Source organism: Clostridium sp. CM036 (assembly GCF_055081135.1).
Map to the genome: position 1 here is coordinate 2,162,687 of NZ_CM143652.1, position 14,099 is coordinate 2,176,785.

The 14,099-nt window shown below is 31.1% G+C and carries 15 protein-coding genes and 1 riboswitch; of the genes, 5 read left to right on the forward strand and 10 right to left on the reverse strand.

Annotation, left to right across the window (positions count from 1 at the left end; translation table 11 throughout):
• Positions 1-32: 32 nt before the first annotated feature.
• The 4 genes from ACWJKE_RS10160 to ACWJKE_RS10175 form a co-directional block, all read right to left on the reverse strand.
• Entirely contained in the window at positions 33-191 is a 159-nt protein-coding gene (locus ACWJKE_RS10160) for a hypothetical protein (protein ID WP_165415072.1), read from the reverse strand.
• A 298-nt stretch (positions 192-489) separates the two neighbouring features.
• Complete coding sequence (locus ACWJKE_RS10165; RefSeq protein WP_216303844.1) at positions 490-2,511, reverse strand: ABC transporter ATP-binding protein; 2,022 nt, start codon at positions 2,509-2,511, stop codon at positions 490-492.
• Positions 2,508-4,283, reverse strand: a complete 1,776-nt coding sequence (locus ACWJKE_RS10170) for an ABC transporter ATP-binding protein (protein ID WP_216303845.1) — start codon at positions 4,281-4,283, stop codon at positions 2,508-2,510. The genes ACWJKE_RS10165 and ACWJKE_RS10170 overlap by 4 nt, the downstream gene beginning before the upstream one ends.
• A gap of 36 nt (positions 4,284-4,319) precedes the next feature.
• A complete protein-coding gene (locus ACWJKE_RS10175) occupies positions 4,320-4,754 on the reverse strand; it encodes a MarR family winged helix-turn-helix transcriptional regulator (RefSeq protein ID WP_220286780.1) in 435 nt (144 codons plus the stop codon).
• Positions 4,755-4,949: 195 nt separating this feature from the next.
• Here ACWJKE_RS10175 and ACWJKE_RS10180 point away from each other — a divergent pair, with 195 nt between their 5' ends.
• From ACWJKE_RS10180 to ACWJKE_RS10195, 4 genes are all read left to right on the forward strand, one after another.
• The gene (locus ACWJKE_RS10180) at positions 4,950-5,216 is read left to right on the forward strand and encodes a hypothetical protein (protein ID WP_165415082.1); all 267 of its coding nucleotides are present in this window, start codon (positions 4,950-4,952) and stop codon (positions 5,214-5,216) included.
• A gap of 179 nt (positions 5,217-5,395) precedes the next feature.
• Positions 5,396-5,767, forward strand: a complete 372-nt coding sequence (locus tag ACWJKE_RS10185) for a CoA-binding protein (RefSeq protein WP_216303847.1) — start codon at positions 5,396-5,398, stop codon at positions 5,765-5,767.
• A 235-nt stretch (positions 5,768-6,002) separates the two neighbouring features.
• Positions 6,003-6,350 carry a hypothetical protein gene (locus ACWJKE_RS10190; RefSeq protein ID WP_216303848.1) on the forward strand — a complete coding sequence of 116 codons (348 nt, stop codon included), beginning with the start codon at positions 6,003-6,005 and terminating at the stop codon, positions 6,348-6,350.
• Positions 6,351-6,579: 229 nt separating this feature from the next.
• On the forward strand, positions 6,580-6,966 hold the full coding sequence (locus ACWJKE_RS10195) for a thioesterase family protein (RefSeq protein WP_369811890.1): 387 nt from the start codon (positions 6,580-6,582) through the stop codon (positions 6,964-6,966).
• Positions 6,967-7,181: 215 nt separating this feature from the next.
• Here the strand turns inward: ACWJKE_RS10195 and ACWJKE_RS10200 are convergent, their stop codons facing one another.
• Entirely contained in the window at positions 7,182-8,846 is a 1,665-nt protein-coding gene (locus ACWJKE_RS10200) for a ribonuclease J (protein WP_216303849.1), read from the reverse strand.
• A 248-nt stretch (positions 8,847-9,094) separates the two neighbouring features.
• On the opposite strand from ACWJKE_RS10200, the gene ACWJKE_RS10205 reads away from it, so the two are divergent.
• The gene (locus ACWJKE_RS10205) at positions 9,095-9,523 is read left to right on the forward strand and encodes a DUF3842 family protein (protein WP_216303850.1); all 429 of its coding nucleotides are present in this window, start codon (positions 9,095-9,097) and stop codon (positions 9,521-9,523) included.
• 140 nt (positions 9,524-9,663) lie between these two features.
• Here ACWJKE_RS10205 and ACWJKE_RS10210 read toward each other — a convergent pair whose 3' ends face one another.
• From ACWJKE_RS10210 to ACWJKE_RS10230, 5 genes are all read right to left on the reverse strand, one after another.
• Positions 9,664-10,515 carry a YitT family protein gene (locus tag ACWJKE_RS10210; protein WP_216303851.1) on the reverse strand — a complete coding sequence of 284 codons (852 nt, stop codon included), beginning with the start codon at positions 10,513-10,515 and terminating at the stop codon, positions 9,664-9,666.
• A 199-nt stretch (positions 10,516-10,714) separates the two neighbouring features.
• A riboswitch (cobalamin riboswitch) is annotated at positions 10,715-10,902 on the reverse strand.
• A complete protein-coding gene (locus ACWJKE_RS10215) occupies positions 10,893-11,057 on the reverse strand; it encodes a hypothetical protein (protein ID WP_462958767.1) in 165 nt (54 codons plus the stop codon). Its footprint overlaps the riboswitch before it by 10 nt.
• Before the next feature lie 63 nt (positions 11,058-11,120).
• Positions 11,121-11,660: a cob(I)yrinic acid a,c-diamide adenosyltransferase gene (locus ACWJKE_RS10220; RefSeq protein ID WP_216303853.1), complete on the reverse strand. Its 540-nt coding sequence runs from the start codon at positions 11,658-11,660 to the stop codon at positions 11,121-11,123.
• Between the two features lie 94 nt (positions 11,661-11,754).
• Positions 11,755-12,129 carry a DUF6262 family protein gene (locus ACWJKE_RS10225; protein WP_220287862.1) on the reverse strand — a complete coding sequence of 125 codons (375 nt, stop codon included), beginning with the start codon at positions 12,127-12,129 and terminating at the stop codon, positions 11,755-11,757.
• A complete protein-coding gene (locus ACWJKE_RS10230) occupies positions 12,129-14,099 on the reverse strand; it encodes a tyrosine-type recombinase/integrase (RefSeq protein ID WP_220287860.1) in 1,971 nt (656 codons plus the stop codon). Before ACWJKE_RS10230 ends, ACWJKE_RS10225 begins: the two co-directional genes overlap by 1 nt.

Below are 14,099 nucleotides of genomic sequence, written 5' to 3' on the forward strand. Positions count from 1 at the left end.
CCTTCCTCCATCATCTGTATAGCACAGCTATATTAATCAACTCTTGCGAGTTGATTACCACGCTTTCGTGGCGCACAATCATCAGCATACCCAATAAAATATTGTCCACGCATAGATTCGTACAGCTCTATAGGAATATCAACAGTTTTCGAAAGTGTTTCGTATCTATCTTTACAATTTTTTTGATTCATTAAATTACCACCTCACTACATTATATTTGCAATATTAAAATATCGTGACATGATAAATTTTCATAAAAAAATACTAGTAAGAGTCACTCTTACTACTTTTTGAATGTTTGTTTTAATAATCTAAAACATCAATGTATTGGCATTTCTGCTGGTATTTCTTGAGATGAAAATGATGCCTATACCTTTACAAGTAATATCCCAAACATAATTATGCATAAAGATACCCTATAGGGCAGACTTTTTTTACTTGTCTACTCTATAGGGTATTTAAAAATTTCATTTATCATTATTCTTTTATTTATACTACTTCATTATCTAAGTTTGCTCCACTAAATTGACTATTATAAAGATCTGCATAGAATCCATTCTTAGCAAGAAGTTCATTATGACTCCCCATCTCAATAATACTTCCTTTATTCATAACTAATATTAACTCTGCATCTTTAATTGTAGAAAGTCTATGTGCAATTACAAAACTTGTTCTATTTTGCATAAGTTCTGTCATAGCCTTTTGTATATAAACTTCTGTTCTTGAATCAACGCTACTTGTAGCTTCATCAAGTATCATAATAGTTGGATTTGCAAGTATTGCCCTAGCTATAGTAAGAAGTTGTTTTTGACCCTGTGATATATTTGAAGCTTCTTCATTTAGTATTGTATTATATCCATCAGGAAGAGTCTTTATAAAGTGATGCGCATGAGCTGCTCTTGCTGCCTCTATAGCTTCTTCATTAGTTGCTCCCTCTTTACCATACGCAATATTCTCCATTATAGTACCATTAAAGAGCCATGTATCCTGAAGTACCATCCCAAACATATTACGTAGTTCTCCACGCTTTATGTCTCTGATATCCACTCCATCAACTGTAATTGAACCTGCATCTATCTCATAGAACCTCATAAGCAAGTTAACAAGTGTAGTTTTACCAGCACCTGTTGGTCCAACAATTGCAATTGTATGACCTCTTTTTACATCGAGGTTCATATTCTTAATAAGAGGTTCTTCTGCTTTATAACTAAAGTCAACATTCTCAAACTTAACTTCTCCCTTAGGAAGCTCAACTACCTTGGTATCCTCAGTTTCTACAAGCTCTTCGACCTCATCTAATAATTCAAAAATACGTTCAGCTGAAGCTACTGTTGATTGAATTATGTTAGCAATATTTGCAGTTTGAACTATTGGCTGAGTAAACTGACTAGAATATTGAATAAAGGCTTGAATATTACCAATACTAATTTTACCTTGCGTTGCTAAAAATCCACCAACAACACAAACTACTACATAACCTATATTACTAACAAATCTCATCATAGGCATTATTATTCCCGATATGAACTGAGCTTTCCAACCCGAAACATATAATCTGTCATTAATATTTTTAAACTCCTCAATAGAATCCTTCTCATGTCCAAAAGATTTAACAATTTTGTGTCCAGTATACATCTCTTCAACATGACCATTAAGTGCTCCAATTTCCTTTTGCTGCGCTGCAAAATATTTTTGGGATCGTTTTGCTACAAACGCTGTCACAACAATATATAGTGGCAAAGTTAATATAACAACCAGCGTCATTAATGGGCTTATTGTGAGCATCATAATGATAATACCTACGATTGTAACAACAGACGTAATAAGCTGTGTAAGACTTTGTTGAAGCGTTGTTGATATATTATCAACATCATTTGTTACACGACTTAATATCTCACCATGAGTTCTTGAATCAAAAAACTTAAGTGGTAACCGCGAAAGCTTATTTTCAACTTCTTTACGCAAATTATAAACAGTTTTCTGCGCAACTCCAGCCATTATATATTGTTGAAGAAATGCAAAAACTGTACTTACTATATATAATGCAAATAATAAAAGAATAATATTTCGAATGTATATGAAATCTATCTTTCCACCATTTACATCCATTATTTTAGAAATTCCAGTTTTAATTTTGGCAAGGCCCTCAATTACTTCAGGCCTCTTTGCAACTGCTGGATCAGACTTTATTAAAGCTGCTATTTTGCCCTGCTGAGCATGCAACTGAAGTAACCCAACTTTACTCATTATGCCTTCAAATAATTTATCTAAAGCTCTTGCTGAAACCTTAGGTCCTACTATTGTAAAAACAGTACTTACTATCGCAAATATAAATACCAGAATAAAATTAGTTCTTTGAGGCTTTAAATAACTTAAAAGCCTTTTTAATGTACCTTTGAAGTCCTTTGCTTTCACTACAGGACCTGCGAAGGATCCCATTGGTCCACCTGAGCGCCCCATGCCTTTTCCCGCTCCTTCACCTGATTTATTGTTCTTGTTATTTTCACTCATGATAATTCCTCCTCTGAAAGCTGTGAAGATACAATTTCATGATATATCTTACAACTAGTTAAAAGTTCCTTGTGAGTTCCTATGCCTGCAATTTTGCCCTCATCTAAAACTATAATTCTATCTGCGTCCATAACTGTTGCAACCCTTTGGGCAATGATTATTACCGTTGATTTTGCTGTTTCTTTTTTAAGTGCTTCACGTAGTTTTGCATCAGTTTTAAAATCAAGTGCTGAAAAACTATCATCAAAAATATATATTTCAGGTTTTCTAACTAAGGCACGTGCAATAGATAGACGCTGTTTTTGTCCACCAGAAACATTTGTTCCTCCTTGGGCAATAAGATGGTCATATCCTTCTTTCATTCCATTAATAAAATCTGTAGCTTGTGCTACCGTAGCTGCATGCTGAATTTCTTCAATAGTAGCATTATCCTTACCATATTTAATATTCTCGGCAATAGTTCCAGAAAAGAGTACAGTATTTTGAGGAACGAAACCAATCTTAGACCTTAGAGCTTCCTGACTCATTTCGCGAACATCTACTCCATCAACCAATACTAAGCCACTAACTGCATCATAAAAACGCGGTATTAAGTTTATAAGAGTTGATTTACCAGAACCTGTACCACCAATAATAGCTGTCGTCTCACCAGGTCTTGTACTAAATGTTATGTGGCTAATGGCTGGTTGATCTGCACCTGGGTAGCCGAATGTTACATCCTTAAACTCAACATATCCACTTTGTTTATCAGCCAATTTAATAACCTTTGGATCAATGATTTCCGGTTCCATTTCTAATACTTCATTTATTCTTATTGCAGAAGCTTGCGCCCTTGGTATCATTATAAATACCATAGCAAGCATTAAGAATCCGAATAAAATTTGCATTCCGTATTGTATAAATGCTATTAATGAACCAACTTCCATACTTGAAGCATCTATTCTTTTAGCGCCGAACCAAATAATAGCAACTGTTGTGACATTCATAATTAACATCATTACTGGCAATAAAAATGCCATGATTTTATTCACTTTTACAGCATTATTCATAAGATCAGTATTTGCATCATCAAATCTAGCCTTTTCAGTATCTATACGATTAAATGCACGTACAACCCTAATACCAGTAAGTCCTTCACGTAATACAAGATTCAATTTATCTATCTTCACTTGCATTAATTTAAATAATGGCATAGCGAATTTAAGGGTTATTCCAATAATAATTCCAAGTAACGGAATTACAACTGCAAAAATCCAGGTTAAATGTGCGTCCTCTCTTAAAGCCATAACAATACCACCTATAGCAGTTAAAGGTGCAAAAAGCATAATAGAAAAAATCATTACAGTTGCTGTTTGAACCTGAGTAACATCATTTGTAGTCCTTGTTATAAGGGTTGCAGTACCGACCTTATCAAACTCATGCAGCGAAAACCCTTCAACTTTAGCAAACAATTTATTACGAATAATCCTGCCAAACCCTACAGCAGTTCTTGACGATAGGAATGCAGCTACAACTGAGCATATAGCTCCACCTGCTGAGAATAATAGCATAAGTCCGCCTATTCTAATAATATAATCTATTCCTTTATAAGTTCCACTGAATCCTAAAAATGAAATAGTTTGAACTACATCCTTTTGTACTATACCTTTATCAACTATATTAGCCATTAAGGTTGGCAAATATAGGTTCGCAAGTACTTGAGTAAAAATCAATATAACTATTAGCACTATTTGCAATGTGTATTCTTTTAAAAATCTAAATAATTTAATCAAAAGTATCATCTCCATTCATTTGTTATTGCATTATTTTTATTGGTCATTTAAAAGCTTCTTAAGTGTATCTAAGCCTTCAAATATTTTATGAAGTTCTTCTGTACTTCCCTTACTCATTATATCTGCAATGTTTTTTTCAAATTGGTTATGAAAGTTTTTATGCATCTCTTTAAAGTTTGGTGACATACTTACGTAGACTACCCTCTTATCCACATCGCTTCTTTCTCTTACTACCATTTCCTGCTTTTCAAGCCTATCAATAATTCCAGAGACTGTACTATTTGATAAACAAAGCTCATTGCTAAGTTCTGTTATCTTAAGTTTCTTTTTTTTACTTAAAAGTCCCAAAACCATACCTTGAGGCGCAGAAATACCTGTATCACAAAGAACTTTACTCATATTATGTTTAAATAGCTGCATAACCTCTTGAAAAAGTCTTGCAACTTCTACGCTTTCATTTATTTTTTTCACTTAATTACCCCCTTAAATGTATTTCGTGTACTAATATTTCGTATCCGTATATTTAGCTTACGAATTATATTATAATCCCATATATATTTTATGTCAATACATTTTCACATACCCTTAAATTGGACTTTAGGATATTTTACCTTTGCCAAGCCCTAGAGTTTAAGTTATAATTTTATAAATAATGGAGGTGTGTTTATGAATGTTGATTTTTCTAATATTAATCTGAATACCATTATTATGGTTGCATTAGCTATATTACTTGCTTATCTTGGTATTGCAGTATTTAAAATAATTGGAAGGATATTAAGCATTACACTCGGTGTCTTCCTTTTAATATATGTCCTTAAACAAATAGGTATTGCAATACCTGTATTAACTGATTTTCTTAGCTATCTTTTACAGGTGATAAATCCAATTATCGATAATATAAGACATTTAGTTACTTCTGTAAATTTTAAATAGGCATATAATTCAGTTAGGTTTTTTATGTTTCATAGTGAAATAAAAAAAGCGAAGAACAGATTATCCAAATTTCTTTTGATAAAATAACAATAAAAAAACATGCTAATTAGCATGTTTTTTTTATCGCTACTAGGGAATGATAATATTATAGAAATTAATTTTATTAGGAGATGACAACATTGGATGCTAGTCAATTTTTAAATTATAAAAACTGGGTTGTAGTTGGGGATGTATTAAACCCTTCCAAATATGCTTATAAAATATTGAATTCCTTAAAAAAACATGGATTTAACGTAGTGGGGGTAAATCCATCTATTGAAAATGAGGGGATTTATACCACCCTAAGTGATATACCCTACAAGGTAGAAGTTTTAGATTTATGCATTAATCCATATAAAGGTATTAAAATTCTTCATGAAGCCCATGATTTAAAAATAGATAAAGTCCTTATTCAACCAGGAGCTGAAAGCCCTGAAATAATTAATTTTTGTAAATCAAGTGGAATGCAAGTAATAGATGGATGTGCCTTAGTAGAATTATCAAAAATATAAACCAAATAAAATCTTTCCTCCCCATATACCGTTTTGTAAACTCAACATAAATAAGTTTTGCACATTTTTAGAAATATTGCAGAAATTTGCAGAATAATTATTACCAATGATAACACAATATTACAAAATAATGTATTGCTTTGTGGTATAATTAAAATATTGCGGATAGGCATTTTACCTTTATATGTAAATTATCTAACCGGCATTGTTTTATACTATAGCGGGAGGGGAATATATGGAATTAAACACATTAGAAAGCGAGATGCTAATTGACATTTACGATGCTGATATGTTGCCAGGAATGTCATTCGAAATTGAAAATTACAATTTAACAGAGGAAGATCCAAAAGAGAAGAATCAAGAATTTGCTTCCTATTTGGGAAAATTAAAAAGGTTAGGTTTTGTAAAATATGAAGAGAAAGAAGCCTTTGTAAAATGTGGAAGTCGTAGCCCTAAATATAATAATAATGTAGTTATGATTTGTGAAGATAAAATACACATTGATTCCAAAGGAATAAAATTAGTAGAGTTGTATAATTACAGTAATTCCGAAATTCAAAGAAAACTGTATAGATGTGGCTAAATAATTAGCCCAAACAGTAAGAAATGAATTATTCGTTATGATATTATTTCAATTTGAATATTTTAAAAGATCATATAACCATGCAATTAAACAATAGAATTCCAGTAATGGGGTTCTATTTTAATTTATATCATAAGACATATCATAATAACACTATCCTAAAGGTGTTAACATGGTATAATAAGGTATTGGTATAGTAAAAAATAATAAACGGAATGGAGTGATAAAATTGGAATTCAATTTTAATAAAGACTTGAAATTTACTATGGAGCAGACTATTAACAGCAGTGACACCGCGATTTCTTATGGATCTGGAAGTCTAGATGTTTATGCTACTCCAGCTATGACAGCGCTTATGGAGAATGCAGCAACAAATTGTGTTCAACGAAATTTACCTGATGGGTTCACAACCGTCGGTATAGAGATTAGTGTTAAACACATAAAGGCAACACCTGTTGGCGTTAAGGTTAGAGCTGAAGCCTTATTATCAAAGGCAGAAGGCAAAAAATTGTTCTTTAAGGTGGAAGCCTATGATGACATGGGTAAAATAGGTGAAGGAATTCATATAAGGTACATAGTAAATTCTGAAGAATTCATGAAAAAAACAGCACGTTAAATCATAACCTGCGATTCTGTTCATCATCTTCGATGCTACAATATCACAATTAAGACTGTACCTAACAGGGCAGTCTTTTGTTATGTTAAAAATTAATACTATTTTTAGATACAATAGCAATATAAAAAAGCAGTAGAACTAACTACTGCAATTTTTTAGTTTTACTATATGATTTTTGCTGGCCTTTTGTATATACCACCAGCTTAAAAAAACTGTTAAATCTCCATAATAATTGGAAGAATAATTGGCCTACGCTTTGTTTTTTCATACAAATATCGCTCTGTGGATTTTTTTATATTAGATTTTAATACATACCATTCAATAATTTTCTTGTCTAAGCACTTATTAAGCTCAACCCTAACAATTTCTTTTACTTCACTAATTAATTCATCCGATTCCTTTGCATATATAAATCCGCGAGTTATTATGTCTGGTCCCGCAATAATACTATAAGATTCGCGTTCTAAAGTAACCACAACAGTGAGCATGCCATCTTCTGCTAAGTGCTTTCTATCTCTAAGCACTATGCTTCCAACATCCCCAACACCAAGTCCATCTACAAATACAGATCCAGTGTGTACCCGTCCTGTTACTTTAGCTTCATCCTTTGTAAGTTCTAAAACCTGCCCTGTTTCCATAGTAAATATATCTTTGCCTTGCATACCTAATTCTTGTGCTAACTTAGCATGGTGACTTAAATGTCTGTATTCACCATGAACTGGCATAAAATATTTAGGATGAACTAATGCGTGAATTAATTTCAATTCTTCTTGATATGCGTGACCGGATACATGCACTTCTTCTAAATCCTCATAAATTACCTCTGCCCCTTTTTTGAATAGCTCATTGATTACTCTAGATATAAGTTTCTCATTGCCTGGAATTGGAGATGCAGAAATAACAAATAAATCCTCTGGTTCAAGGGTGATTTTCCTATGAGTAGCAAAAGCCATTCTAGCAAGTCCTGCCATAGGTTCGCCCTGACTTCCGGTAGTTATTATTGTAATATTTTTATTGTGGTAATTTTGCATATCATCTATACCTATAATGTAACCTTCTGGTACATGGAGATATCCAAGTTCAATAGCTACTTGTGAGATATTGTCCATACTCCTCCCACTAAAAACAATTTTTCTACCATGTTTCACAGAGGCGTCTACGATCTGCTGTATTCTGTGAATATTTGAAGCAAATGTAGCTACAATAACCCTTCCCTCTGCATTAGAAATTATTCTAGTTAGAGTCTTCCCTATAGTTTTTTCAGAAATTGTATGCCCTTCACGTTCCACATTCGTGCTATCCGCCATAAGAAGTAGCACGCCCTCTTTACCTAAATTTGAGATACGTTCAAGATCCATGACCAATCCATCAATGGGGGTATAATCAATTTTGAAGTCACCAGTATGTAATATAACACCTAGTGGTGAGTGGATGGCAATAGCACAGGAGTCTGCTATGCTGTGAGTAACCCTTATGAATTCAACTTTAAGATTTTGTAGTTCTATTGTTTCTCCAGCATTTACATTGTGAAGTTCACAATTAGATAATATATTGTGCTCCTTTAGTTTATTTTCAATTAGCCCTAACGTTAACCTAGTACCATAAATAGGTACATTCAATTGTTTTAGAATGTACGGAAGCGACCCTATATGATCTTCATGTCCATGAGTTAAAAAAATACCTTTTACTTTTTCTGCATTATTTTTTAAATAAGTTATATCTGGAATTACTAAATCTACACCATACATTTCCTCATCAGGAAAGGCTATACCACAGTCTATAACAATGATTTCATTCGCATATTCAAAAGCTGTTATATTCTTACCTATTTCTCCAAGGCCTCCTAAAGGAATAACCTTTATACTTTCCTCGTTTTTCACTAAATTCTCCCCTTCATTTATATCAATTATATTATTAATATTATTTTCTTTATTTTGCCTCGAATTATAAAATTAATACCTTTATGGGAGAATTTTTTTTGCTTTTTTATAATCATTTTATTTATACCAACGTTGTAATTTTATTTGAACTAAACACAGAATATACATAAACATTATAGTATAATAATATTATCTATATAAAAATAGATTTCATTATATTATAAATTTTATTTTTTGGAGGTATTACCATGAAAATAGCTGTAATAGACGCACAAGGGGCAGGTCTTGGTCAAACAATCATAAAAAAAATTCGTAAAGAAATTAGCCTAGATATCTATATTGTTGCACTTGGTACAAATACATTTGCTTGTTCAAATATGGTAAGAGCTGGTGCAAATATTGGTATAAGTGGAGAGGAATCAATTTGCTCATTTTGCAAGAAAAATAAAATTGATAGCATAATCGGTCCAATTGGAATAATATGTAGTGGTGGCATTAACGGTGAAATTACCCCCATGATTGCCACGTCAATATTTAATATGGATTGTACTAAATATATACTTCCACTACAAAAACATGGTATTTATATACCAGGCACAAGGAATATGCAAATCAAGGATATAATTGAAGAGATTGTACTTGATATAAAAAGTAATATAAAATATCATTTTATATAAGAAGGTTTATACATAATATTTAAAAGACTTTATTAATTCTTGGGTTAAGACTTCTGTCGGTATTCCATAACTAACAATTTTGCCTGCTTTCATGGCATAAATGTTGTTAATCCGCTCTATTAGCTATCTAAAATTTTTATTTAATGTTTTAAGGATTTAAATCCGTATCCAAAGACTTCATAAATATTATTCACTGTTACAAAAGCATCCTTATCAACAAATTTTATGAATTTTTTAAGTGTTATAAACTCCCTTCTTCCTACTATAACCACAACAACTTCTTTATCCTCATCTGAAAAATCCCCTACTCCGTTATATACAGTAGATGTTTTATCTAGCTTTTCTCTTATATATTTTCTTATCTTATCGCTGTTCTTACTTATAATTGTAACTTCTTTGCACACATTTATTCCATCTATGATGTGGTCTATAAGAAAGCCATTAATTATAACTCCGAGCATTGCATATAATGATAGCTTAATTCCAAAAGCAAAAACTGCCATTAAAATTATAATTAAATCACATATTAAAACTCCTTTTCCTAAATTTATATGAAAAAATTCATTTAATATCTTAGCTAAGATATCTGTCCCCCCTGTTGAAGCGTTTTGATCAAAGACTATAGCTGTACCTATTCCTGATATTAGTATTCCAAATATAAGTTCCAGTAAAATATCTCCTGTAATTGAATTATTAATAGGTATAAACTTTTGAAATACAATTATAATACCTCCTACACCAAAGCTTGCATACACACTTTTTCCACCAAAACTCTTTCCGATAGCAATAAATGCTATTACAAACAAAATAAGGTTTATTATCATCATTATCCAACCTACGGATAACCCCCCTGTAAATTTATTTATAACTATTGCTAATCCATTCGCCCCACCTGTCGCTAAATTATTTGGCATTAAAAAGAAATATAAACCTGCTGATACCATAAGCATTCCTATGTTTATAAGCGCAAATTCCTTTATCTTTATTTGCATAATATGCCTCCTTATAATTATCAATTGTATTACCTATCCTCTGTAAAATAATCATAATTTCTTTCTCAACGAAAAATTAAGCCCTTTAGCATTTATGCTAAGGGCTTGATAATAATACCAACCATATTTGTAAAAAATGCAAAATTTAAAATGCATTTTCATACAAATATGCGTCACACCCCCTATCACTCGTAACGTTCTTGGTGTATTAATGAAGGCAGGTCTTCTGACTTTGGATCATAGTCGCTTTAATCCTTCCCAACAAAATTGTCAGTGGTATAATTTAAAGCTTCTCACCATTACAGCGGCGGGACCGTTCAGGCTTTTCACCTGGTTCCCTTTTAAATGAAATGCAAAACATCTCATACCTTTATATGCTATATTAAATTACTTTCTTTTAATCTCTTCCATAAAACCTTTTTTAATTGAGCTTTATTTATAACAGAGTTTTTATTAAATTCTTCCACAATAACCATATCGGCTTCTCTATTCCCCGTTATATTGACAATAAATTCTTTGCCTAAGTTTTTGTACGTATTCATAATAATTCCCCCTTCAAACTCTAAATATTATTAACTTAATTTTAGAATTTGAGGTGGTTATAATCAAAACTCTATACCCTCTCTAGATGGTATTCCTTCGTTAAAATAATGTTTAATATCCTTCATCTCAGTTACAAGGTTTGCTTTATCTATTATAGCTTTAGGTACGTCTCTCCCTGTTAAAATCAATTCTATATTACCAGGTTTATTCTCCATTAATTCTAGTAGTTGTTCTTCACTTATTAGTTGATTGTTCAACGCTCCCATTACCTCATCCATGATAAGTATGTCGCATTTTTCTTCTTTTAATGCTTCCCTGCAAAATTCATACCCCTTTTGTACTTCTTCTTTTAATTCATTTTTTTCCTCTGCATTTAACGTCCAAAAAAAACCTCTTTTTTTCTCAAACCTAAATATGTTAAAAAAGGGAGCCAATTTTTTTGCACTTTCAATTTCACCAGTTTTACTTCCCTTCAAAAACTGTACCATAAATACAGTATATCCATTTCCTGCTGCACGTACAGCTAGTCCTACAGCTGCAGTCGTTTTCCCCTTGCCATTCCCCGTATAAATTTGAACATATCCGTTTTTTAATTTCCCCATTATATTCATTTCTCCTTTTAATATCTCGTGTACAAGATAGTAAGCCTCTTGTCATAGCTATGTTTGCACATAAACTACATATAAACAATGTAGTTTATAATTTTTCATATAACTTACCTCTAAGAATCTCTAATTGCTCTTTTAACTTCCTATTCTCTTCTTCAAGTTCTTTAATCTTTTTATCCTTAGCCATTATGATAATGTCTTTAGATTTAGCTGTTTTATCATATTTAGCTCTTTGATTCATAGTCCTACTCGTTTGATTATCCCTAAGTTCCTCAATTCTTTTCTTAGTCTCTTCATTATTATAAAGAAAAGTTTTAGAAATCCCACCTAATTGAGAAACACTATTGAAGTTGATTTTCTGTTCAGTCAAAGAAAGTTCCCTAATGGCTTTATCCACCTTTTCCAAAGTAATCTTACTTTTATTTTTTGCATATTCTTTTAATCCTTTAGTATGGTCTGCCATTATGAATCCTCCCTTGATTTACCGTTCTTATGAACCAACTTTTGTTCTTTAACTTTTCCTAATGTTTTCTCTAATATATTTAGATACTGCTTATTCTTTTCTGACCATAATTCTCTGCCAAATTTATCACTAACTTCAATCTGTGTTTTAACTTTTAGTATTTCTTCCTCGTATTCGGGGACATTTTCGGTAGTAGTACAGAAACTTGCACAAGTTAAACAATGGTTCATTTGTTGCTTACAAGGGATTTTAGAAGCTTTAAAACATACTCCAAATGGTACTCTTACAGCGTCTAAATTCTTTTTAACATATTCATATCTAATAAGATTTTCTCCTGCGTCAGTTGATGTATCTACCTCTATAAGTTCATTAGTTTCAGTATTTACTTTAAAGAGTTCTAAATCCTCGGTATTCTTCCATTTCTCGTAAAGCATATTCTCACTAACAGTAGCATAATGAACTGTCATTTGAATGCTCTGATGTCCTAAAATCTGTTGTATAATACTTATTCCCATGCCTTGTTCTACATATTCCTTAGCCCTTGTATGTCTTAGTGAATGTAGTCTAAAGTGATATAACTCACCATTAATATTTCTAATTTCTTTTTGTTCAATTAGCCTTTTAATAGTTATTAATAATGATGCCTTGTTTAACGGTCTTCCTTTTAACTTTCCTTCATAAGTATTAAATAAATACTTCTTTGGATTATTTTCTTCTGTACTTAACTCCTTAGCTTTATCAATAGATTTTTGAACCATTTCAGCAACTTTATCTCTTATAGGTATTTTAAGTAGTGCTATATCTGTTTTGGTTATTTCACCACATAAGTAGTAGTTATAGCTTTGCTCTTTGTTATTCCAAATTTGTTCTAAGCAATTATGATATCTAAGATTTAATATATCAGTACCACGCCATCCTGTTTCTCTAAGGAGAATATAAATAGATATATACTGCGGTCTATCTAAATCCATAATGTTATTATCTAATTGTTTTAATATAGGCTCTGGGATAAATTTAGCTTTCTTAACTTCATCTTTATTTAATTCTCTTTTAGGAATATCATCTTGGAATATTAAAAATGATATCTCTTTTTTAGGAGCTTTATCATATTGAGCCATTTGAATATATTCTAAGAATGTTCTAATATAAGATATAAATTTACATCTGTATGTTGGGTTTTTGTCTTTATAATCATTGCCCAACCAATATAAATAGTTTTCTATATCTTGTCTTGATAAATTTTCCATAAATCCATTTTTATATCCATTGGAATAAAACTTATTAAAGAAATAATTTAAATTATTTGTAATCTGAACACAATGATTCCAACTCTTTTTAGTTATAATAGTTTTAAAATATCGTTTGACCATATCTCCATAATAAACAGGAATATTATTAAAATTAAGTTGATTATTTATTGCATTATTAGCACCACTTGCAGGTATTTTAGCACCTCTAATATTCTTTGAATACCATATATCTTTTTCGGTTTCTTCTCTATCATCATAAAAATCTTTAATAAAATCGTATAGAGAGCTTAATATGGAATTGCAAATATTTAAGCTATTATCAGTATTTATATTTGATATTAATAAATGGCTTTTCCATTTTATTAACAATGCGTTTTTATCTTCAATCATATTAAAACTATTTATATCTTTATATGATTTTTCAATAAAGATTGCCATAGGATTTAACCTATAACTTATATTTAACAACTGTGATTTTTTAAGATGATATTCCTTAAAATTAAATAACACATAATATTTAATTTCATTCTTTATCAGCTCATTTTTAAAAGAAAGAAAGTCAATATATCTTGAAGTATAAACTTTTTTTCTTACAAAAAATTCTTCTGTTAAATCCCATTTATCATTCTCTAGCCAATATCCATTATCTTGCTTCAAATACTCAATTATTTCATCATACTTACTTTGTTGATTACCTTTTATCCGTTGTAAATTTTTCAT

Excerpts from the sequence above, each read along its gene's own strand:
- ACWJKE_RS10160 (WP_165415072.1), bottom strand. The coding sequence starts at position 191 with ATGAATCAAAAAAATTGTAAAGATAGATACGAAACACTTTCGAAAACT.
- ACWJKE_RS10165 (WP_216303844.1), bottom strand. The coding sequence starts at position 2,511 with ATGAGTGAAAATAACAAGAACAATAAATCAGGTGAAGGAGCGGGAAAA.
- ACWJKE_RS10180 (WP_165415082.1), top strand. The coding sequence starts at position 4,950 with ATGAATGTTGATTTTTCTAATATTAATCTGAATACCATTATTATGGTT.
- ACWJKE_RS10190 (WP_216303848.1), top strand. The coding sequence starts at position 6,003 with ATGGAATTAAACACATTAGAAAGCGAGATGCTAATTGACATTTACGAT.
- ACWJKE_RS10205 (WP_216303850.1), top strand. The coding sequence starts at position 9,095 with ATGAAAATAGCTGTAATAGACGCACAAGGGGCAGGTCTTGGTCAAACA.
- ACWJKE_RS10210 (WP_216303851.1), bottom strand. The coding sequence starts at position 10,515 with ATGCAAATAAAGATAAAGGAATTTGCGCTTATAAACATAGGAATGCTT.
- ACWJKE_RS10215 (WP_462958767.1), bottom strand. The coding sequence starts at position 11,057 with ATGAATACGTACAAAAACTTAGGCAAAGAATTTATTGTCAATATAACG.
- ACWJKE_RS10220 (WP_216303853.1), bottom strand. The coding sequence starts at position 11,660 with ATGGGGAAATTAAAAAACGGATATGTTCAAATTTATACGGGGAATGGC.
- ACWJKE_RS10225 (WP_220287862.1), bottom strand. The coding sequence starts at position 12,129 with ATGGCAGACCATACTAAAGGATTAAAAGAATATGCAAAAAATAAAAGT.
- ACWJKE_RS10230 (WP_220287860.1), bottom strand. The coding sequence starts at position 14,099 with ATGAAAAATTTACAACGGATAAAAGGTAATCAACAAAGTAAGTATGAT.